This window comes from Pseudoxanthomonas sp. GM95, assembly GCF_900109775.1.
In the GTDB taxonomy this organism is placed as follows: Bacteria; Pseudomonadota; Gammaproteobacteria; order Xanthomonadales; family Xanthomonadaceae; genus Pseudoxanthomonas_A.
In genome coordinates, this window is the sequence record NZ_FOAX01000001.1 from 720,596 (window position 1) to 740,465 (window position 19,870).

Below are 19,870 nucleotides of genomic sequence, written 5' to 3' on the forward strand. Positions count from 1 at the left end.
GCCCGGGAATTGCATGCGGATTTCTGCGTTCCGCAAGCAGCTTCCATGGCTGGGAACACCGGGCGCCACCGGCGCCGAACCGGTGCTATTCTCGAATTCGAATGCCCCCGCGGGGGCCGCAGTGAGTGGGTAAAACAAGCATGAGCGAAGACCGCCAAGGCCGTTCCGGCGACAGCAACAAGATCCTGTACTGCTCGTTCTGCGGCAAAAGCCAGCACGAGGTCCGCAAGCTGATCGCGGGCCCGAGCGTGTTCATCTGCGATGAATGCGTGGAGCTGTGCAACGACATCATCCGCGAGGAGCTTGAGGAAAAGGCCCAGTCGGCCCGCAGCTCGCTGCCCAAGCCGCGCGAAATCCTCGAAGTGCTCGACCAGTACGTGATCGGCCAGCAGCGCGCCAAGCGCACGCTCGCCGTGGCCGTCTACAACCATTACAAGCGCATCGAGAGCCGCCAGAAGAGCGACGAGGTCGAACTGGCCAAGTCCAACATCCTGCTGGCCGGCCCGACCGGTTCGGGCAAGACGCTGCTGGCCGAGACGCTGGCGCGCCTGCTCAACGTGCCGTTCACCATTGCCGATGCCACCACGCTGACCGAAGCCGGTTACGTGGGCGAGGACGTGGAAAACATCATCCAGAAGCTGCTGCAGAAGTGCGACTACGACGTCGACAAGGCACAGCAGGGCATCGTCTATATCGACGAAATCGACAAGATCTCGCGCAAGAGCGAGAACCCGTCGATCACCCGCGACGTGTCCGGCGAAGGCGTGCAGCAGGCGCTGCTGAAGCTGATCGAAGGCACCGTGGCCAGCGTCCCGCCGCAGGGCGGCCGCAAGCACCCGCAGCAGGAATTCCTGCAGGTGGACACCAAGAACATCCTGTTCATCTGCGGCGGCGCGTTCGCCGGCCTGGACAAGATCATCCAGGCGCGTTCGACCGAAGCCAGCGGCATCGGCTTCGGCGCCAAGGTGAAGTCCTCGGAGAAGAAGCCGGAAGTGGGCAAGGTGCTGTCGGAAGTCGAGCCGGAGGACCTGATCAAGTTCGGCCTGATCCCCGAGTTCGTCGGCCGTCTGCCGGTCGTGGCCACGCTGGAAGAGCTGGACGAGCCGGCGCTGATCAAGATCCTGACCGAGCCCAAGAACGCCATCACCAAGCAGTTCAAGCGCCTGTTCGACATGGAAGGCGTGGAACTGGAGTTCCGTCCCGACGCGCTGTCGGCCATCGCCAAGAAGGCGCTCAAGCGCAAGACCGGCGCCCGTGGCCTGCGCACCATTGTCGAGTCGGTACTGCTGGACACCATGTACGACCTGCCGTCGCTGGAAAACGTCGGCAAGGTGGTCGTGGACGAATCGGTGATCGAGCACAAATCCGAGCCCTACCTGATCTACCAGAACCCGCCCGCACCGCCCAAGGTCGCCTCGGCCGAATAAGGCTAAGTTCCTGATCGGGCAGGGGGTTCAGATTCCCGCTTGCAACGCTTCAACAATGGCCCCATAACGGGGCCATTGGCATATTTGCGGTACCGGTTTTCGTTGTCGCCGATTGCCCCCTGACCTCTTTCTGGAGCCCCCATGGCCCGTTCCGAACCCCAGATCCTGGACCTGCCCGTCCTGCCGTTGCGCGACGTGGTGGTGTTCCCGCACATGGTCATCCCGCTGTTCGTCGGTCGCGACAAATCCATGCACGCGCTCGAACAGGCGATGGCTGCCGACAAGCGCATCCTGCTGGTCGCGCAGAAGTCGGCCGAGACCGATGACCCGGGCGCCGCAGACCTGTATCAGATCGGCACGCTGGCCCAGGTGCTGCAGCTGCTGAAGCTGCCCGACGGCACCATCAAGGTGCTGGTCGAAGGCGTGTCGCGCGTCAACGTCACCGACATCGTCGATCGCGACAACGCGCTGTATGGCCAGGGCGAGGAGATCGACGTCGACGAAGCCGCCGAGTCGCGCGAGATCGAGGCCGTGGCCCGCTCGCTGATGAGCCTGTTCGAGCAGTACGTCAAGACCAATCGCAAGCTGCCGCCGGAGCTGCTGCAGACGCTGGCCGGCATCGATGAGCCGGGTCGCCTGGCCGACACCATCGCCGCGCACCTGGGTGTGCGCCTGAGCGACAAGCAGAAGCTGCTGGAGACCATCGCCGTGGGCGAGCGCCTGGAGCTGCTGGTCGGTTTCGTCGATGGCGAGATCGATGTGCAGCAGCTGGAAAAGCGCATCCGCGGCCGCGTGAAGTCGCAGATGGAAAAGAGCCAGCGCGAGTACTACCTCAACGAGCAGATGAAGGCGATCCAGAAGGAGTTAGGCGAGCTGGACGACGCGCCCAACGAGCTGGAAGACCTGGCCCGCAAGATCGCCGAGGCGGGCATGCCCAAGCCGGTGGAGACCAAGGCGCGCAGCGAGCTCAACAAGCTCAAGCAGATGTCGCCGATGTCGGCCGAAGCCGCCGTGGTGCGCAACTACCTGGACTGGATCCTGGGCGTGCCGTGGAAGAAGCGCAGCAAGGTCCGCAAGGATCTGAAGGTCGCGCAGGAAACCCTGGACGCCGATCACTACGGTCTGGAGAAGGTCAAGGAACGCATCCTTGAATACCTGGCGGTGCAGTCGCGCGTGAAGCAGATGAAGGGCCCGATCCTGTGCCTGGTTGGTCCGCCCGGCGTGGGCAAGACCTCGCTCGGCCAGTCGATCGCCAAGGCGACCAATCGCAAGTTCGTGCGCATGGCGCTGGGCGGCGTGCGCGACGAGGCCGAGATCCGTGGCCATCGCCGCACTTATGTCGGTTCGATGCCGGGCCGCATCGTGCAGAACCTCAACAAGACCGGGACCAAGAACCCGCTGTTCGTGCTGGACGAGATCGACAAGATGTCGATGGACTTCCGTGGCGATCCGTCCTCGGCGCTGCTGGAAGTGCTCGACCCCGAGCAAAACCACACCTTCAACGATCACTACCTGGAAGTGGACCTGGACCTGTCGGACGTGATGTTCGTGGCGACGTCCAACTCGCTCAACATTCCCGGTCCGCTGCTGGACCGCATGGAAGTGATCCGCATCCCCGGCTATACCGAGGAAGAGAAGCTCAACATCGCCCAGCGTTACCTGGTGCCCAAGCAGCTCAAGGCCAACGGCCTGAAGGCCGATGAGCTGAAGATCGAGGAAAGCGCGGTGCGCGACATCGTGCGCTATTACACGCGCGAATCGGGCGTGCGCAACCTGGAGCGTGAGATCGCCAAGATCTGCCGCAAGGTGGTCAAGGAAATCGCGCTGGCCGGCCCGCAGCCGGAAAAGAAGAAGACCAAGAAGGGCGCGGCGCGCATCACCGTCAGCGAGAAGAATCTGGAGAAGTACCAGGGCGTGCGTCGCTTCGATTACGGCCGCGCCGAGGAAGCCAACGAGATCGGTTTGGTGACGGGCCTTGCGTGGACCGAGGTCGGCGGCGACCTGCTGCAGATCGAAGTCCAGCTGGTGCCGGGTAAGGGCGGCATGACGCTGACCGGCCAGCTCGGCGACGTGATGAAGGAATCCGCATCGGCTGCGTTGTCGGTGGTGCGTGCGCGCGCCGAAAGTCTGGGCATCGATACCGACTTCCTGCAGAAGCAGGACGTGCATCTGCACGTGCCCGATGGCGCCACGCCGAAGGATGGTCCAAGCGCCGGCATTGCGATGGTCACCGCGCTGGTGTCGACGCTTACGCGCAACCCGGTCAAGGCCGAAGTGGCCATGACCGGCGAGATCACCCTGCGTGGTCGCGTCTCGGCGATCGGCGGCCTGAAGGAAAAGCTGCTCGCCGCGATGCGCGGTGGCATCACCACCGTGATCATTCCCGAAGAGAACCGCAAGGATCTGGCCGACATCCCCGAAGCCGTCACCAAGGGCATGAAGATCGTGCCGGTGAAGTGGATCGACGAAGTGCTCGACCTGGCGCTGGAGCGTCCGGTCGGCCCTGTCGGTGGCAACGACGGTGGCAAGAAAGTAGCTGTTCCCAAGGGCGCCAAGCCCACCACGCAACCCGATGTCAAGCATTGACTTGATGCGGTTCATGTACCCTAAAACGCGCTGAAACCCGCGCCGTTATTGGGTTTTTTGGTTGCGATACCGGGGTGTCGCTGGTATAAAAGCCGCACCCCGCGGGGGCCTGCCCAAGGCCTCCGGACAGGGATCCAGCCGGCCCGCTGCGGCGCAAGCCCCGGGCCGGTCACTCATTCAGCGGTTCCCTACCGCACATGGAGTAATCAATGAACAAAGCCGAATTGATCGAGGCCGTTGCCGGTCGTTGCGAACTGAGCAAGGCCGATTCCACCCGCGCCGTCGACGCCGTCGTCGCCAGCATCACCGAAGCCCTGAAGGGCGGCGACTCGGTCACCATCGTTGGCTTCGGCACCTTCCAGGTCCGTGGTCGCGCTGCCCGTACGGGCCGCAATCCGAAGACCGGCGAGAACATCGAAATCGCCGCTTCGAAAAATCCTGCATTCAAGGCTGGTAAGGCTCTGAAGGACGCGGTAAACTAATCCGCTCAGCTCGCCAGGGTGCTTAGCTCAGCGGTAGAGCGTCTCCTTTACACGGAGAGGGTCGGGGGTTCGAAACCCTCAGCACCCACCAAGCACCAGAGCAAGATTTCAAGTGCGGAGTGGTAGTTCAGTTGGTTAGAATGCTGGCCTGTCACGCCGGAGGTCGCGGGTTCGAGTCCCGTCCACTCCGCCAGTTACAAAAAGCCCCCGAGCGATTGGGGGCTTTGTTTTCCCAGGGTGACAACTGGGTGTTGTCTCCAAGCTTCAAAGCGCGGAGTGGTAGTTCAGTTGGTTAGAATGCTGGCCTGTCACGCCGGAGGTCGCGGGTTCGAGTCCCGTCCACTCCGCCAGTTACAAAAAACGCCCGTCGGTAATCCCGGCGGGCGTTTTCTTTTGGCTGACCGTTATGACCGATACGCAGGCCGCGGCGTCGAACTGCGCGTGGAACCACGCTAAACTGCGCGGCTTGCCTCACCAGACGTAACGACACGATGCTGCAGACACTTCGCGAAAAGACCTCAGGCTGGATCGCCACCGTGGTGATGGGCTTGCTGATCATTCCGTTCGCCTTCGTCGGCGTGAACGAATACATGGGCAGCGGTCCGGATACGGCCGTGGCCACGGTCAAGGCGCCGCCGTCGTGGTGGTCGTCCGCACCGGCATGGTGGCCGGTGTCGATGGCCTGGCAGCATGCCGATGTCAGCGTGCAGGATTTCCAGATGGCGCTGCGCAACGAGCGTCAGCGTCAGCAGGCGCAGCAGGGCGAAGCCTTCGATGCGCGCGAGTTCGATTCGGTCGACAACAAGCGCAAGATTCTCGACGGCCTGGTTGATCGCAAGGTGGTGGAGCTGTCCGCCAAGCGCAACGGTGTGGCGATCAGCGATGCCGCGCTGCGCGAGGCGATTGCAGCCGATCCGAATTTCCAGGTGAGCGGCAAGTTCGACAGCGCCACCTATGCCGCGCTGCTGGCGCAGCAGGGCCTCACGCCGACGACCTACCAGCAGCAGGCGCGCGACGACATGACGATCTCGCTGGTGCCGCAGGCGCTGGCGCAGTCGGGCTTCGTCACCGACAAGCAGATGGACCAGGTGTTCGCGATGCTGGGCGAAACGCGCGACGTGACGCTGGCTTCGCTGCCGCCCGCCGCGCCGGACACCGCGCCGGTCAGCGATGACCAGGCCAAGCAGTGGTACGACGCGCATCGCACTTCTTTCCGCAAGCCCGAGCAGGTGAGCGTGGAGTTCGTCGAAGTCGACGCCGACAAGCTGCCGCCCGCACCGGCGGTAGACGAAGCCGAACTGCGCAAGCGCTACGACGCGGACAAGACGCGCTTCTCCAGCGAGCAGCGCATGGCCTCGCACATCCTGATCGCCGTGCCGGCCGGTGCCGATGCGGCCACGCAGAAGGCGGCCGAGGACAAGGCGACCAAGCTGGCGGCCGAAGCCAAGGCGCCGGGTGCCGACTTCGCTGCACTGGCCAAGGCCAATTCGCAGGATCCGGGTTCGGCCGAAAACGGCGGTGACCTGGGCTGGGTGAGCCGCGGCATGATGGTGGCGCCGTTCGAAGAAGCGCTGTTCGCCATCGCCAAGCCGGGCGATGTGGTCGGCCCGATCAAGACCGAGTTCGGCTATCACGTGATCAAGCTGGCGCAGGTCAAGGGCGAAGCCGGCAAGCCGTTCGAGGAAGTGCGCGACCAGCTGGCCACCGAGGCCAACAAGGAAGCGGCGACCCGCCATTACAACGATATCGCCGGCAAACTGGTCAGCGCGACGCTGGATAATCCCGATTCGCTCAACGCCGGCGCGCAGGCTGCGGGCCTGCAAGTGCAGAAGGCCGGTCCGTTCTCGGCCGCCGATGCGCCAGGCCTGCTGTCCAACGCCGCGGTGCTGCGCAATGTGTTCGACGAACAGCAGATCGCCGATCGCACCGCCAGCCAGTTGATCAAGGTCGACGACACGCACAGCCTGGTCGTGCGCGTGACCGATCACAGCCCGGCTGCCGATCAGCCGCTGGACAAGGTCAAGGAACAGGTCATCGCCGCGGTGCGTGCCGACCGTGCCAGCAAGGCGGCCGCTGCGCAGGCCGATGCTGTGCTGGCACGCGTCAACAAGGGCGAGGCGCTCAAGGCGATCGCCGATGCGGAGAAGTTCCAGTCGGGCCAGATTCCGGCGATGCCGCGCGGCGCGCCGATTCCCTCGCAGAAGGGCAACGAGGCGCTGTTCGCCGCGCCTGCGCCGGCAGAAGGCAAGGTCTCGGCCGGCAAGGTGAAGCTGGAAAACGGCAGCTTTGTGGTCTTCACGATCGACAAGGTCAATCCGGGCGACGCCAGCAAGATGCAGGACGCGCAGCGTGACCAGCTGCTCCAGCAGATCACCCAGCTCTACGCCGGCGCCGACGTGCAGGATTTCGTCACCGCCACGCGCAAGCAGTTCAAGATCGAAGTGCACGAAGACCGGCTGTAAGCCCGCACCTCGCGAAACAAAAAACCGCGCCTCAACGGCGCGGTTTTTCTTTGTGCGCATGCCAGCCGCGGATCAATCGCCGTCGATGCCACTCATCCCAAGGATGTTGTAGCCGGCATCAACGTAGGTGACTTCGCCGGTAATGCCGGCGGCCAGGTCCGAGCAGAGGAAGGCCGCGGTGTTGCCGACGTCTTCGATCGAGACATTGCGCCGCAGGGGCGCGTGTTCCTCGACATAGCTCAAGGTCTTGCGGAAGCCGGCAATGCCCGAGGCGGCCGGGGTCTTGATCGGGCCGGCGGAGATCGCGTTGACGCGCGTGCCTTCCGGGCCGAGGTTGAGCGCCAGGTAGCGCACCGTGGCTTCCAGGCTGGCCTTGGCCACGCCCATTACGTTGTAGTTGCGCAGGGCGCGCGTGGCGCCGAGATAGCTGAGCGTGAGGATGGCGCCGTGCTGGTCCTGCATCAGCGGTCGCGCGGCCTGGGACAGCGCGGCCAGCGAATAAGCGGAGATGTCGTGGGCCTGGATGAAGTTCTCGCGCGTGAGCCCGTCGAGGAACTCGCCGGCGATGGCTTCGCGCTGGGCATAGGCAATCGCGTGGACCAGGACATCCAGCCCATCCCAATGCTCGGCCAGCGCGTCGAAGCAGGCGCTGATCTGCGCATCGTCGGCCACGTCCAGCGGCAGCACGATCTGGCTGGCGAAGCGCGCCGCGGCCTGCTCCACGCGCGGCTTGAACTTGTCGTTCTGATAAGTGAATGCCAGCTCCGCGCCTTCGCGGTACATCGCTTCTGCGATGCCCCAGGCGATGGACCGATCCGAGGCGATGCCGGTGATCAGCACGCGCTTGCCTTGCAGGAAACCCATTGCACCTACTCGCAGGAACACACGGTCCCTAGTGTGCCATCCGCCTTCAGATGCGGGTGGCCACGCCGTCTCAGCGCGATGGATCGGACACGATCAAGACCATGCCGGGTTTGATGATCGCGCGCGCCTTGAGCTTGTTCCATTTCAGTAATTGCTGGGTGCGCACGCCATAGCGCCGCGCGATGGTGGAGAGCGTGTCGCCACGCACCACTTTGTGTGAAGCATCGGTGTCGTCGGCCGCGCGCCGGGTAAGGAAGGGCGCGTCGGCATCGCCGTTGTTGGGGCCGTCGTCCTGCCCACCGATCAGGTCCGAAGCGGAAATCCTCGGCGATGCGCCGTTGGGCGCGGGCGCCAGCACCCACAGCGATCCGCCAGCCGGTGCGCTGCGCATGCGCGAGAGCGCGGGATTGAGGCCGGCGAGCTGGTCGGCATCGTGGCCTTCGCGCTGCGCCCAGGCCGAAAGGCTGCCGAAGTCCGACGGCAGTTCCAGCGGCTGCAGGCGCGGCACCGGACGTTGCAGGGCGGTGAGCCAGGACGGCTGATCGCCGGCCTGTTCCAGGCTGCAGGCCAAGGCGTGGAGTTTTTCCACGTAGGCGGTCGTGGTCTTGGACAGGCCGCGCAGCTGCGTCGGGTGTGCGTTGCCGGCGCTGACGCCTGCGCGCTGCATCGCCTGCAGCACGCGGTTCTCGCCCGCGTTGTAGGCCATCACCGCCAGGCGCCAGTCGCCGCCGAACATGCCGTGCAAGGTCTTGAGGTAGCGCACCGCCGCCTGGGTGGAATCCACAGGCGACAGGCGGCCGTCGTAGCCGCGGCGCATGCGCACGCCGTGGTTGCGCGCGGTCAGCGAGACGAACTGCCACAGCCCGGCCGGGCCGGCGCTGCTGCTGACGCCAGGGTGGTAGCCGCTTTCGACGAATGGGATCAGGGCGAACTCGGTCGGCAGGTCGGCATCGCGCATCACGCCGACCACGTAGCCGAACAGCGGCAGGATGTCGTCCTCGCGATCGGCCAGGCGCTCGGGCGCGTGGCTGAAGTGGCGCTGCCACTTGGCGTCGGTCGATTGCGGCTGGCAGTCGGGATCGGCCAGGCCGTCGCGGAACTGCCGGTAGATCAGCGCGCCATCGAGCATGTCCGGCGGCAAGACCGGCGCGAGCAGCCCGTTGGGCGATGCCGCAGTGCTGTCGTCGGTACTTTGCGGCGCATCGGGCGTGGGCGCGATGGCGCCGGCGACCTCGGCCTGCGCCCACGCGGTGGGCGTGCTGCCGGCCAACGCCAGCAGGCACAGGGCCCGGCGCAGGCGCCTCATGCGCGGAAGCCGTCCTTCCACCGGCGCAGGCCGGCAAAGGTGTCGATCCGATCGGCTGCAGTGGCCTGCAGCCAGGTATCCACCGACTGGGCGACTTCGGGTACGTCCACGCGCAGGAACGGGTTGGTTGCCCGCTCGGTCGCCAGGCTGACCGGCAGGGTCGAGTGGCCGCCGGCGCGCAGCGTGCGCACCTCTGCGGCACGCGCTTGCAAGGCTGCGTTGCCGGGTTCCACCGCCAGCGCGAAGGCCGCGTTGGACTGGGTGTACTCGTGGCCGCAGCAGATCGGGGTGTCGTCGGGCAGGGCGGCCAGCGTCTCCAGCGAGGCCAGCATCTGCGCCGGCGTGCCTTCGAACAGGCGTCCGCAGCCCAGGCTGAACAAGGTGTCGCCTGAAAACAGCTCGCCGCCCGGCGCCTGCCGATGGAACGCGACATGGGTGCGCGTGTGGCCCGGCACGAAGATCGCCTTGAAGGTCATGCCGGCCGCTTCGAACACTTCGCCATCGGCCACCTTGTGGGTCGCGGTGGTGATGCGTTCATCGTCGGCGGCGATCACCGGCAGGTCCGGCCACTTTTCGAGCAGGCCAGCGACACCGCCGATGTGGTCGTCGTGATGATGGGTCAGCAGCACTGCGGCGGGCTTCAAGCCCTGCTGCGCGGCGGCCAGGACCGGGGCGGCATCGCCCGGATCCACGATCACCGCGCCTCCTTCGTCGCTGGTCAGTACCCAGATGTAGTTGTCGTCGAAGGCGGTCAGCGCGGAAAGACTTGGCATGGGGCTCGGTCGGCAGACGCGGGGGCGTCCTCTACAATCCCCGACCATGCCTGCCGCTGCCTCCCACCGTCAACCCGAGCCACTGGCGTGGTTCGGTACGCCCGACGGCCAGCGCCTGCTGGCGGCCGAGCAGCAGGCCATCGCGCCGATCCTGGCCGCCAAGGCCGCCACGCCGACGCTTTGGCTGCATCCAGGCAGCACGGCCGGGGTGTCGGTGGTGCCGGCCGGGCTGTCGCTGCGGGCCAGCGGCATCGGCTTCGACGGCCCGCTGCGCTGTGGCGCGGCGCTGCCGCTGGCCTCGGACAGCTTCAGCGCGGTGGTCCTGCAGCACGTGCCGGAAAACGGCGCCCGTGCGCTGTTGGACGAATGCGCGCGCGTGCTGGAACCGGGCGGCCGGCTATGGCTGTTCACCCTCAACCCGGTCAGCCCGTACCGGCTGCGCTGGCGCCGCACCGGGCTGTCGATCCGTGGCCCCGGGCGCTGGCGCCGTTACCTGCAGGCCAGCGGCCTGGACTGCAGCGCGCACACGCCGCAGTGGCTCGGCCCGGCCTGGCGCAACGGCACCCGTTCGCCCGAGCTGATGCGCGCGGTGTGCCTGCTGCAGGCCGACAAGCGCGGCGCCGACCTCATCCTCACCCCCGCACGCCCGACCCGCTGGCAGGGCGGGGCGGTGCCTGCATGACGCACGAGACTCCATGAAACAGATCACCATCAACGCCGATGGCTCCTGCCTGGGCAATCCGGGTCCCGGCGGCTGGGCTGCGCTGCTGCGCTTCGGCACGATCGAGCGCGAGCTTTCCGGCGGCCAGGCCCACACCACCAACAACCAGATGGAGCTGATGGCCGCCATCATGGCGCTGGAAGCCCTCACCGAGTCCTGCCAGGTCACCCTGGTCACCGACTCGCAGTACGTGCGCCAGGGCATCACCGAATGGATGCCCGGCTGGATCCGCAAGAACTGGAAGACCGCCGGCGGCGGCGCGGTCAAGAACCGCGAGCTGTGGGAGCGCCTGCAGGCGGCCACGCTGCGCCACAAGATCGACTGGCGCTGGGTGAAAGGACATTCGGGCGATCCCGACAACGAACGCGTGGACACGCTGGCGCGCGACCAAGCCATCGCCATCCGCGATGGCGTGCCGCTGCCGAGCGCATGAGTCACGCCGAGCACGCACCGAAACCGAACGCGCTGGTCCTGCGCACGCCACGACTGGAACTGCATCCGCTGACAGAAAGCGATCGCGATGCGGCGCTGATGCTGGCCGTACTCAACGACCCCGATTTCGTCCACCACGTCCGCGACAGCGGCGTGCGCGATCTGGAACAAGCCCGCGCTGCCGTGCGCACCGGGCCGATGGTCTATCGCCAGGCCAACGGCCTCGGGATGTGCCGGGTGACCGAGACCGGCACCGATCGCGACCTCGGCCAGATCGGCATCGTCACCCGCGATTGGCTTCCGGGTGCGGACCTGGGCTACGGCTTCCTGCCGATGGGGCGCGGGCAGGGCTACGCGGTGGAGGCCGGGCGCGCGGTGCTGGATTACGCGCGCCGCGTGTTGGCGTTGCCGTGCCTGCTGGCGATCGTGTCCCCGGCCAATGCGCCGTCGCAGGCGGTGCTGGGCAAGCTCGGCTTCGGGTTTGAGACAATGACGCAGCTGCCGGGCACCGACAAAGCCCTGCAGCTGTATTCCATCGATTTGCAGAAGGACCCCTAGGCCATGCGCCAGATCATCCTGGACACCGAAACCACCGGCCTTGAGTGGAAGAAGGGCAACCGCGTCGTCGAAATCGGCTGCGTGGAATTGGTCGAGCGCCGTCCCAGCGGCCGCAATTTCCACAAGTACCTCAAGCCCGATTGCGAGTTCGAGCAGGGCGCGCAGGAAGTCACAGGCCTGACCCTGGAATTCCTGGCCGACAAGCCTGCGTTCGAAGAGATCGTCGAGGAGTTCCTGGCGTACATCGAAGGCGCCGAGGTCATCATCCACAACGCGTCCTTCGACGTGGGCTTCCTGGATAGCGAGCTGTCGCGCTTCGGCGATCGGTTCGGCCGTTTCGCCGATCACTGCACGGTGGTCGATACCCTGGCGATGGCGCGCGCGCGCTTCCCGGGCCAGCGCAATTCGCTCGATGCGCTGTGCAAGCGCCTGGGCGTGGACAACACCCATCGCCACCTGCACGGCGGCCTGCTCGACGCGCAGATCCTGGCCGATGTCTATATCGCCCTGACCTCGGGCCAGGAGGAGATCGGTTTCGGCTCGCTGGATGAAGACGGCGGGCAGGTGGCCGTCGTGCGCCACGCCTTCGATGCCAGCAACGTCGGCCTGCGCGCGCAGGTCGCCCCGACCGCCGGCGAGCTGGAAGCCCACGCCAAGCGCCTGGACAAGCTGCGCAGCAAGGGCGGCGGGAGTTGCCTGTGGGATCTGATCGAGACGCCGCCGGCACCGATGGAAGTCACCACCGCGAGCGCCTGACGCGTCGCGGGGGCGAATCCGCTACCTAGCTGCAGCGGACCAGGATCGCGGTGACGTTGTCCGAGCCGCCGCCATCCAGTGCGGCGGCGATCAGCGTATCGACCAGTTCCTGCGCGCTGCAATCATCCTGGCGCAGGGCTTCGGCGATGCCGCGGTCGTCCACTTCCTCGGTCAGGCCATCGCTGCACAACAGCAGCTGCATACCCGGGCGCAGGTCGCCGGTGAGGGTTTCCACGTTGAGCTGGGCCGGATCGGTCACGCCCAGCGCCTGGGTCACTACGTTGCGGTGCGGATGCGAACGCGCCTGCTCGCTGGTCAGTGCGCCCTGGGCGATCAGCTCCTGCACGTAGCTGTGATCCTGGCTGAGCTGAGCCAGCTGGCCATCGCGCCACAGATAGGCGCGGCTGTCGCCGACCCACGCCACTTCGAAGCGATTGCCCTGCACGCGCGCCGCGACCACGGTGGTGCCCATCGGCAGCGAATCGTTGCGGCGTCGGGAAGTGCGGATGATTTCCTCATCGGCCACGCGGATGGCCTGGCCCAGGGTCTTGCCGTCGCGGATCTCGCGCACGATGGTTTCGCGCGCCAGCGCACTGGCGACTTCACCGCAGGCGTGACCGCCCATGCCGTCGGCGACCAACCACAAGCCCAGGTCGCTGTCGCCGTAATAGGTGTCTTCATTAAGGGCGCGCCGCAGACCAACATGGCTGAGGTGTCCAAACTCGATCATGGCAACCCTGCGTAGCCTGTTTTCGTCTTCTAGGAACGCCATGATCGCGTCGAAGCGGACAGGTCACAAGCCGTGCTGCGTCATGAATCGCCTGGCCCGGCAAGGTGTGACCGGGTTTGTGTTTGGCAGCAGACGCGCGGCCCGGCAAACGGCGCGTATGCGAGGGTGCTTGTGGGCGATCGATCCGCCCCGTATCATGCGCAGCCCCGGAACGACCACCGGGGATCGCCTTCAACGGCGGTGCGACACCCGGAGAGGTGGCAGAGTGGTCGAATGTACCTGACTCGAAATCAGGCGTACGTGTAAGCGTACCGTGGGTTCGAATCCCACCCTCTCCGCCAATTCCGCAGACGGCCCCGCAAGGGGCCGTCTGTTTTTGTGCGTTCGTCTTTCGAACGCGGCGCCTACGGGTCGGGCGAGCGTCATGCCCGGGCCGTTAAACTGGGCGTCTCTTCATTGGCGGTGCGCACCATGTCCGAAATCCTGACTCCCGTGTCCTTTGGCGAGCTGCTGGACAAGATTTCCATCCTGCAGATCAAGTCCGAGCGCATGCACGACGAGGCCAAGCTGGCCAACGTGCGCAAGGAGCTGTCCGCACTGGAGCAGACCTGGATGGCGCATCCGGCTGCGGTCCAGGACATCGCCAAGCTGCGCGCCGACCTCAAAGCCGTCAACGAGCGCCTGTGGGTGATCGAGGACGACATCCGGATCCAGGAAAAGGCACAAACGTTCGACGCCGAATTCATCCGCCTGGCGCGCAGCGTGTACTTCGAGAACGACACCCGCGCGCGGATCAAGAAGGACATCAACCTGGCGCTGGGTTCGGCCTACGTGGAAGAGAAGTCCTACGAGGACTACAGCTCCGGCGCGGCAGCGCCGTAAGCGCTGCGCCATGTCGCAACAGGAAAGGGCCGCGATTGCGGCCCTTTTCGTGTCTGCAGGTTGGGGCGAACGCCCTCAGCGCGGATGATCGCTGCGATAGCGCTCGAACGCGGCGATGGCGTCGTCGGTGGTGACCAGCTGCATCACGTCATCGAACTCGATCTTGGTGCCCCACTTGAGCGCGTCGGCCGGCTTGGACAGGAATTTGCGCGCCGCATCGTCGTAGCGGTCCACGCAATAGCGCACGTCCGAATATGGCCCGCTGCGGCGCGGATTGCTGGCGGCATGCAGGCCAAGCACCTTGGTGCCCATCGCGTTGGCGATATGCATCGGGCCCGAATCCGGCGTCACTACCAGATCGGCGCGCGCCAGCAGTGCGGGCAGTTGCTTGAGCGTGTCCTTGCCGACTAGGTCCAGCACCGGCGCGCGCATCTGCGCGGCGATGGCATCGGCGGTTTCGCGCTCCAGGGCGCTGCGTCCGCCGCATAACACCACGCGCCAGCCTTGCGCAGTGGCATGGTCGGCCAAGGCGGCGTAGCGATCGGGATACCAGTTGCGGCGCACGTGGCTGGAGCAGGGCGAGATCATCAGCACTGGCTGGCCATCGTCGGGCCATTGCGCGGCGGCCCAGTCGAAGGCTGCCTGCGGCACCGGCAGATCCCAGGTCACGGTGTCCTGTTTCAGGCCCAGCGGTTCGCAGAAGCTGCCGATCGCATCGAGCACGTGGATGCCGGGCCGGTCGGCGATGCGCGCATTGATGAAAAGCCCATGCAGGTCCTTCGAGCGGCTGCGGTCGTAGCCGATCCGGCGCCGCGCGGGCACGAACGCCGACAGCACGTTCGCGCGCAGGGCGACCTGCATCTGCAGCAGCACGTCGAAGCGCGTCGGCAGGCGCTGGCGCAGGGCGCGCATGCCGGCCACGCCGGTCTTCTTGTCATAGGTGTGGAAGCGCACGCCGGGCAGGCCTTCGAGCAACTTGTGGCCGCCGCCATCGATGATCCAGTCCAGCGTGAGCTGCGGCCACGCGCGCTGCAGCGTGCGCACCAGCGGCACGACGTGGGTGACATCGCCCAGCGCGGAGAGGCGCAGTAGGCACAAGGACTCAGGAGCGTTGGACAAAGTTGCTAGACTCGCGCGATGGCCGCTTTTGACGCGACGGAAGTACTGGTGCCGTACCGCGAAGGACGCGGCTACGGCGCGATTCTGTTCGACCGCGAGCGCCTTCGGCAAGCCGAGGCGCACTGGATGGACCCCAGTAGCTGGGGCGAACGCGCGCGTCCGGTCGACAGCGGCGGTCGCGGCGGCGCCTGGTTCATCGATGCCCCGTTCGGGCCAAGCCTGCTGCGCCAGTACAAGCGCGGCGGCATGGCCGCCAACATCAGCACCGATCGTTATCTGTGGCGCGGTGCCAACCGGACCCGCAGCTTTGCCGAGTTCCGCCTGACCCGCGTGCTGCTGGCCAAGGGCCTGCCGGTGCCGCGGCCGCTGGTGGCCAGCTACGTGCATGAAGGCCTGACGTATCGCGCGGCGATCCTCATGGAGCGCCTGCCTGATGTCCGTTCGCTGGCTGATCGCTATCTGGAAGCGGGCAGCGAGGCGCCGCTGGAAGCGGCCGGGCAGATGATCGCGCGCTTCCATCGTGGTGGCCTGGATCACGCGGATCTCAACGCGCACAACATCCTGTTCAACACGCGGGGCGAGGGCTGGCTGATCGATTTCGATCGAGGCGTGCTGCGCATTCCGGCCACGCGCTGGCGCGAGGCCAACCTGGCCCGGCTCAAGCGCTCGCTGCTGAAGCTGCGTGGTGCGCGCACGCCCGAGCAGGTGGAGGCCGACTTCGTCCGCCTGCGCGCGGCGTACGACCGTTCCTGGGAGCGGGGCTTCTAGGCATGGGCTGGGCCTTGCGGTTCCAGGGCGTGGGCAACGCTTCGGCAGTGGAACTTGGCTCGGCCATGGCCACGCTCGAACGCGAGGGTGCGCCCTGGCTGACCATCGATTGCGGCAGCGAAGGGTTGGACGCTTTCATCGCCCATTACGGGCATGCGCCGTCGGCATTGTTCGTGACCCACACGCACCTTGATCACGTGGGCGGGTTCGAGCGCCTGTTCGGCACGGCGTACTTCAATCCGGCGCGGCGCGGCCAGGTGGTGCTGTACGTGCCGGCGCCGATCGTGCCGCTGCTGCACCAGCGCGTGGCCGAGTATCCCAACGTGCTGGCCGAGGGCGGGGCGAACTTCTGGGATGCCTTCCGCCTGGTGCCGGTGGGCGAGGCGTTCTGGCACGACGGGGTGCGGCTGGAGGTCTTCCCGGTGCGCCACCACTGGCCGCAGACCGCCTTCGGCCTGCGCCTGCCGGGGGCGGTGGTGTGGACCGGCGACACCCGGCCCATCCCGGAAATGCTGGCGCGCTACGCCGATGACGATGAGGTCATCGCCCACGACTGCGCGCTGCACGGCAATCCCTCGCACAGCGGCATCGAGGACCTGGAACGTGAATACGCGCCCGCGCTGCTAGCGCGCTGCGTGCTCTACCACCACGCCAGCGCCGACGAGGCGCGCGCACTGGCCGCACGCGGCCACCACGTGGCGTTGCCGGGGCAGGTGCTAGCCTTGTCCAATCCTAGGCCGGTCCCCATTTCAGACTGACATGAACGCCATCCTGCGCACGCCCGAACTGCCGCTGGATCAGCGCGGCCGGCCGCTGCGCGATCTGCGCCTTTCGGTCATCGATGCCTGCAATTTTCGCTGCGGCTACTGCATGCCGGCCGATCGGGTGCCGGACGATTACGGGCTGGATGCGTCCTCGCGTCTGTCTTTCGACCAGATCGAGACGCTGGTGCGTGGCTTCGTGCGGGTCGGGGTGAACAAGCTGCGCCTGACCGGTGGCGAGCCCTTGTTGCGCAAGGGCCTGCCGCAGCTGGTCGAGCGGCTGGCGCGGATTCCCGGGCTGGACGACCTGGCCATGACCACGAACGGCTCGCTCTTGGCGCGCCATGCGCAGGCGCTGCGCGATGCAGGCCTGCGCCGGATCACCGTCAGCCTGGATGCGCTGGCGCCTGAGCGCTTCCATGCGATGTCCGGCGGGCGTGGCGACATCGCGCGCGTGCTGGAGGGGATTGCTGCGGCCGAGCGCGCGGGATTTTCCTCGCTCAAGCTCAACTGCGTGGTCCAGCGCGGCGTCAACGAGGATCAGGTGCTGCCGCTGGTCGAGCACTTCCGCGGCAGCGGCCATGTGCTGCGCTTCATCGAATTCATGGACGTGGGCACGTGCAACGACTGGCAGTCGGGCCAGGTGGTGCCCTCGCGCACGCTGCACGATCGCATCCATGCGCGCTGGCCGCTGCACGCGCTGGACGCGCAGTACCGCGGCGAAGTCGCCGAGCGCCATGCCTTCAACGATGGCGCTGGCGAAATCGGCTTCGTGTCGTCGGTGACCGCGCCGTTCTGCGGCGATTGCCATCGTGCGCGTGTGTCGGCCGACGGGCACCTCTACACCTGCCTGTTTTCCGGAAGTGGCGCCGACTTGCGGCCTGCATTGGCGCAGGGCGAAACCGGCCTGGCCGAACGTGTCGCAGGCCTGTGGTCGCGACGCGACGACCGTTACAGCGAAGTCCGCGGCCATGCCGCGCAGCCACCGCGCAAGCGCGTGGAAATGTTCCTGATTGGAGGTTGAGTTGAGCGTCGAAACACCGCGCCTGGTCGATGGACTGACGCATCTGGATGCCGCCGGGCAACCGGCGATGGTCGATGTGTCGGGCAAGGCCGTGACCGCGCGGCAGGCGACGGCCGAATGCCTGGTGGTGTTTCCGCCCGAAGTCGCGGCGCAGCTGCGGCGCGATGCGCTGCGCAGCGCGAAGGGCGGCATCGTCGATACGGCGGTGATCGCCGGCACGATGGCCGTCAAACGCACGCATGAGCTGATCCCGTTCTGCCATCCACTGCCGATCGACGGCTGCAAGCTGTCGATCGACTGGCATGGTGGCGACGCGCTGCGCATCGAATGCACGGTGCGCACCACCCATCGCACCGGCGTGGAAATGGAAGCCATGACCGGTGCGACCGTGGCTGCGCTAACGGTCTACGACATGTGCAAGGCGCTCTCGCACGCCATCGTGCTCGGCCCGGCGCAGCTGCTGGGCAAGCAGGGCGGCAAGCGCGATTTCGGAGTGGGCGCATGACGGGCGTGCAGGTGTTGTATTTCGCCAGCCTGCGCCAAGCCGCGGGCGTGGAAGGCGAAGCGGTGCAGACCGCCGCGAGCGACCTGGCCGGGCTGTACGCCGAGCTGCGCACGCGCCACGGATTCGCCTGGGACAGCGCGCATCTGCGCGTGGCGGTGGACGGCGCGTTCGCGCGCTGGGAGGATGCGCCGGCCGAGGGCGCACAGATCGCCTTCATTCCACCGGTCAGCGGAGGCTGAGGATGTCGCGTTTTTCCATTACCGCCGAGGCGATCGAGACCGCACCACTGCGCGGTCAGTTGCTCGACGCGCGCGCTGGCGCGTTCGCCAGTTTCGAAGGCTGGGTGCGCGACCACAACGAAGGTCAGTCGGTCTCGGGCCTGCATTACCAGGCCTATGCCGAGCTGGCCCTCGCCGAAGGCGAGAAACTCCTCGACGAGGCGCTGGCCTTGTTCGATATCGTCGATGCGCGCTGTGTGCATCGCGTGGGCGAACTGTCGATCGGCGAGATGGCGGTGTGGGTCGGCGTGTCCGCCGGCCATCGCGATGCGGCGTTTGCGGCGTGCCGATGGATCATCGACGAGACGAAGCTGCGCGTGCCGATCTGGAAGCAGGAGCGGTATGTGAGTGGGGTGGAGGCTTGGCTGCATCCGACGGTGGCTGCAGCTGAGTAGTCAACTTGTTTGCTTCTGTTGCCGCTGAAGAGTGTGCGTTGCTGGCGATTTCCCTATTTCAGGCTGCCTTGTTGAAGAGCGAGAGCTTTCACGCCGCTTCGCGGCGCGAGCCACTTTTGTCTTGGCAAAAGTAGCCAAAACCGCCATCGCCTGACACTCGCCGATGCTTTGCATCGGTGCCCTGTGCTCCTCGCCGGAAACGGCACGGCGCGGGAACTCGCTGCGCTCAGACACCCGCGCCTCTTCGGCCGTTTCCGCCTGCGGTGCTCGGCTCGCTTTGAAGGCGCTGAAGATCAATATCTGAGCAACAGCAACAGCAACAGCAACAGCAGAAGTCAAAGCCAGAGCTAGAGCAAGCTCGGTTCTAGGTCATGCAGATTTCTGTGGCTTACGAGGCTGTTGGCTTGGCAGCTTTTCGCTTCTGCTCTTGCCTGTGCTCTCAAACCCTCCGTCAGGCACGGCGAAGGGGCGAGGATAAGCCCCGCGGGGCGCCGCACAAGGATGTGCGGCGTTTTTCGCAGGGACAGGATGTCCCTTTGAAAAATCCCTCGCCCCGTAGCGAACTCGCGAAGCGAGCGTGCCGCCCGGAGTGCGCTTTCTTTGCCTAGCTTTCTTTGCACAAGCAAAGAAAGGAGGTCGTGGCACGAAGTGCCGCGAAAGCTCTTGCTTCCAGATAAGTCGATGACAGGCAGATGAATGCGTATGCGGACGAAACAACGATCGTCGCCAGCCAATCCAAATTCCCAAAAAGGTGGCGGCCCCGCCGGCTGACCTCGGCGCCCGCATCAGTCGATACCGTTGCTGCCTTCCGGCCCTGGCGGAGTTTTCGACCTAGCGTCGCGAGGGGCCGACGGGGCCACCATAGACGCGGGCCGCGCATGAGGCGCGGCCCGGGTTTGCTGCGATCATTGTTGGAAGCAATGACAAAACTGGCGGAGAGAGGGGGATTCGAACCCCCGAAGCGCGGTTTAGACGCTTACACACTTTCCAGGCGTGCTCCTTCAACCGCTCGGACACCTCTCCGGATCCTGAATGCGACCG

General features: G+C 66.1%; 21 protein-coding genes, 5 tRNA genes and 1 other RNA gene. 19 read left to right on the forward strand and 8 right to left on the reverse strand.

Annotation, left to right across the window (positions count from 1 at the left end; all coding sequences use genetic code 11):
• Positions 1-140: 140 nt before the first annotated feature.
• The 7 genes from clpX (at position 141) to BMZ17_RS03420 (ending at position 6,957) form a co-directional block, all read left to right on the forward strand.
• Positions 141-1,427 (forward strand): ATP-dependent Clp protease ATP-binding subunit ClpX, encoded by a 1,287-nt coding sequence (gene clpX, locus BMZ17_RS03390; protein ID WP_093135744.1) that lies wholly within the window; start codon positions 141-143, stop codon positions 1,425-1,427.
• Between the two features lie 141 nt (positions 1,428-1,568).
• On the forward strand, positions 1,569-4,013 hold the full coding sequence (lon, locus tag BMZ17_RS03395; protein WP_093135749.1) for an endopeptidase La: 2,445 nt from the start codon (positions 1,569-1,571) through the stop codon (positions 4,011-4,013).
• A gap of 209 nt (positions 4,014-4,222) precedes the next feature.
• On the forward strand, positions 4,223-4,495 hold the full coding sequence (locus BMZ17_RS03400) for an HU family DNA-binding protein (RefSeq protein ID WP_093135753.1): 273 nt from the start codon (positions 4,223-4,225) through the stop codon (positions 4,493-4,495).
• Between the two features lie 16 nt (positions 4,496-4,511).
• Positions 4,512-4,586, forward strand: a tRNA-Val gene (locus BMZ17_RS03405).
• Between the two features lie 25 nt (positions 4,587-4,611).
• Positions 4,612-4,688, forward strand: a tRNA-Asp gene (locus tag BMZ17_RS03410).
• An 80-nt stretch (positions 4,689-4,768) separates the two neighbouring features.
• Positions 4,769-4,845 (forward strand) — tRNA-Asp (locus tag BMZ17_RS03415).
• A 141-nt stretch (positions 4,846-4,986) separates the two neighbouring features.
• Positions 4,987-6,957 carry a SurA N-terminal domain-containing protein gene (locus BMZ17_RS03420; RefSeq protein ID WP_093135758.1) on the forward strand — a complete coding sequence of 657 codons (1,971 nt, stop codon included), beginning with the start codon at positions 4,987-4,989 and terminating at the stop codon, positions 6,955-6,957.
• A 72-nt stretch (positions 6,958-7,029) separates the two neighbouring features.
• Here the strand turns inward: BMZ17_RS03420 and BMZ17_RS03425 are convergent, their stop codons facing one another.
• From BMZ17_RS03425 to gloB, 3 genes are all read right to left on the reverse strand, one after another.
• Positions 7,030-7,821 (reverse strand): enoyl-ACP reductase FabI, encoded by a 792-nt coding sequence (locus BMZ17_RS03425; RefSeq protein WP_093135762.1) that lies wholly within the window; start codon positions 7,819-7,821, stop codon positions 7,030-7,032.
• A 70-nt stretch (positions 7,822-7,891) separates the two neighbouring features.
• The gene (locus BMZ17_RS03430) at positions 7,892-9,127 is read right to left on the reverse strand and encodes a lytic transglycosylase domain-containing protein (RefSeq protein ID WP_093135766.1); all 1,236 of its coding nucleotides are present in this window, start codon (positions 9,125-9,127) and stop codon (positions 7,892-7,894) included.
• Positions 9,124-9,900, reverse strand: a complete 777-nt coding sequence (gene gloB, locus BMZ17_RS03435) for a hydroxyacylglutathione hydrolase (protein WP_093135770.1) — start codon at positions 9,898-9,900, stop codon at positions 9,124-9,126. The genes BMZ17_RS03430 and gloB overlap by 4 nt, the downstream gene beginning before the upstream one ends.
• 46 nt (positions 9,901-9,946) lie before the next feature.
• On the opposite strand from gloB, the gene BMZ17_RS03440 reads away from it, so the two are divergent.
• From BMZ17_RS03440 to dnaQ, 4 genes are read left to right on the forward strand one after another with little or no spacing between them, the layout of a single operon-like run.
• Positions 9,947-10,582, forward strand: a complete 636-nt coding sequence (locus BMZ17_RS03440) for a class I SAM-dependent methyltransferase (protein ID WP_093135774.1) — start codon at positions 9,947-9,949, stop codon at positions 10,580-10,582.
• A gap of 13 nt (positions 10,583-10,595) precedes the next feature.
• Positions 10,596-11,054, forward strand: coding sequence for a ribonuclease HI (rnhA, locus tag BMZ17_RS03445; RefSeq protein ID WP_093135778.1), 459 nt, complete (start codon positions 10,596-10,598; stop codon positions 11,052-11,054).
• The gene (locus BMZ17_RS03450) at positions 11,051-11,611 is read left to right on the forward strand and encodes a GNAT family N-acetyltransferase (protein WP_093135781.1); all 561 of its coding nucleotides are present in this window, start codon (positions 11,051-11,053) and stop codon (positions 11,609-11,611) included. The genes rnhA and BMZ17_RS03450 overlap by 4 nt, the downstream gene beginning before the upstream one ends.
• 3 nt (positions 11,612-11,614) lie before the next feature.
• Positions 11,615-12,367, forward strand: a complete 753-nt coding sequence (gene dnaQ, locus BMZ17_RS03455; protein ID WP_093135785.1) for a DNA polymerase III subunit epsilon — start codon at positions 11,615-11,617, stop codon at positions 12,365-12,367.
• A 25-nt stretch (positions 12,368-12,392) separates the two neighbouring features.
• Here dnaQ and BMZ17_RS03460 read toward each other — a convergent pair whose 3' ends face one another.
• Positions 12,393-13,097 carry a PP2C family protein-serine/threonine phosphatase gene (locus BMZ17_RS03460; protein ID WP_093135789.1) on the reverse strand — a complete coding sequence of 235 codons (705 nt, stop codon included), beginning with the start codon at positions 13,095-13,097 and terminating at the stop codon, positions 12,393-12,395.
• Positions 13,098-13,348: 251 nt separating this feature from the next.
• Here BMZ17_RS03460 and BMZ17_RS03465 point away from each other — a divergent pair.
• Both BMZ17_RS03465 and BMZ17_RS03470 read left to right on the forward strand, forming a co-directional pair.
• Positions 13,349-13,438: transfer RNA gene (locus tag BMZ17_RS03465), tRNA-Ser, on the forward strand.
• 130 nt (positions 13,439-13,568) lie between these two features.
• On the forward strand, positions 13,569-13,979 hold the full coding sequence (locus tag BMZ17_RS03470; protein WP_093138017.1) for a DUF6165 family protein: 411 nt from the start codon (positions 13,569-13,571) through the stop codon (positions 13,977-13,979).
• 75 nt (positions 13,980-14,054) lie between these two features.
• Here the strand turns inward: BMZ17_RS03470 and BMZ17_RS03475 are convergent, their stop codons facing one another.
• Positions 14,055-15,098, reverse strand: a complete 1,044-nt coding sequence (locus BMZ17_RS03475) for a glycosyltransferase family 9 protein (protein ID WP_093135793.1) — start codon at positions 15,096-15,098, stop codon at positions 14,055-14,057.
• Between the two features lie 18 nt (positions 15,099-15,116).
• Between BMZ17_RS03475 and BMZ17_RS03480 the strand changes: the two genes are divergently transcribed.
• From BMZ17_RS03480 to BMZ17_RS03505, 6 genes are read left to right on the forward strand one after another with little or no spacing between them, the layout of a single operon-like run.
• The gene (locus BMZ17_RS03480; RefSeq protein WP_093135797.1) at positions 15,117-15,866 is read left to right on the forward strand and encodes a 3-deoxy-D-manno-octulosonic acid kinase; all 750 of its coding nucleotides are present in this window, start codon (positions 15,117-15,119) and stop codon (positions 15,864-15,866) included.
• Positions 15,867-15,868: 2 nt separating this feature from the next.
• Positions 15,869-16,624 (forward strand): MBL fold metallo-hydrolase, encoded by a 756-nt coding sequence (locus BMZ17_RS03485; protein ID WP_093135801.1) that lies wholly within the window; start codon positions 15,869-15,871, stop codon positions 16,622-16,624.
• Position 16,625: 1 nt separating this feature from the next.
• Positions 16,626-17,651 (forward strand): GTP 3',8-cyclase MoaA, encoded by a 1,026-nt coding sequence (gene moaA / locus BMZ17_RS03490; protein ID WP_093135806.1) that lies wholly within the window; start codon positions 16,626-16,628, stop codon positions 17,649-17,651.
• A gap of 1 nt (position 17,652) precedes the next feature.
• A complete protein-coding gene (moaC, locus tag BMZ17_RS03495) occupies positions 17,653-18,156 on the forward strand; it encodes a cyclic pyranopterin monophosphate synthase MoaC (protein WP_175485461.1) in 504 nt (167 codons plus the stop codon).
• Positions 18,153-18,395 carry a MoaD/ThiS family protein gene (locus tag BMZ17_RS03500; protein ID WP_093135814.1) on the forward strand — a complete coding sequence of 81 codons (243 nt, stop codon included), beginning with the start codon at positions 18,153-18,155 and terminating at the stop codon, positions 18,393-18,395. Before moaC ends, BMZ17_RS03500 begins: the two co-directional genes overlap by 4 nt.
• Positions 18,396-18,397: 2 nt before the next feature.
• Complete coding sequence (locus BMZ17_RS03505) at positions 18,398-18,829, forward strand: molybdenum cofactor biosynthesis protein MoaE (protein ID WP_093135818.1); 432 nt, start codon at positions 18,398-18,400, stop codon at positions 18,827-18,829.
• Here BMZ17_RS03505 and BMZ17_RS20820 read toward each other — a convergent pair whose 3' ends face one another.
• The 3 genes from BMZ17_RS20820 to BMZ17_RS03515 all read right to left on the reverse strand — a co-directional run bounded on the left by BMZ17_RS20820 (position 18,830) and on the right by BMZ17_RS03515 (position 19,852).
• Entirely contained in the window at positions 18,830-19,168 is a 339-nt protein-coding gene (locus tag BMZ17_RS20820; protein WP_139202784.1) for a hypothetical protein, read from the reverse strand. It abuts the gene before it with no gap.
• 418 nt (positions 19,169-19,586) lie between these two features.
• Positions 19,587-19,683: signal recognition particle sRNA small type (ffs, locus tag BMZ17_RS03510), an RNA gene on the reverse strand.
• A 76-nt stretch (positions 19,684-19,759) separates the two neighbouring features.
• Positions 19,760-19,852 (reverse strand) — tRNA-Ser (locus tag BMZ17_RS03515).
• Between the last annotated feature and the right edge of the window lie 18 nt (positions 19,853-19,870).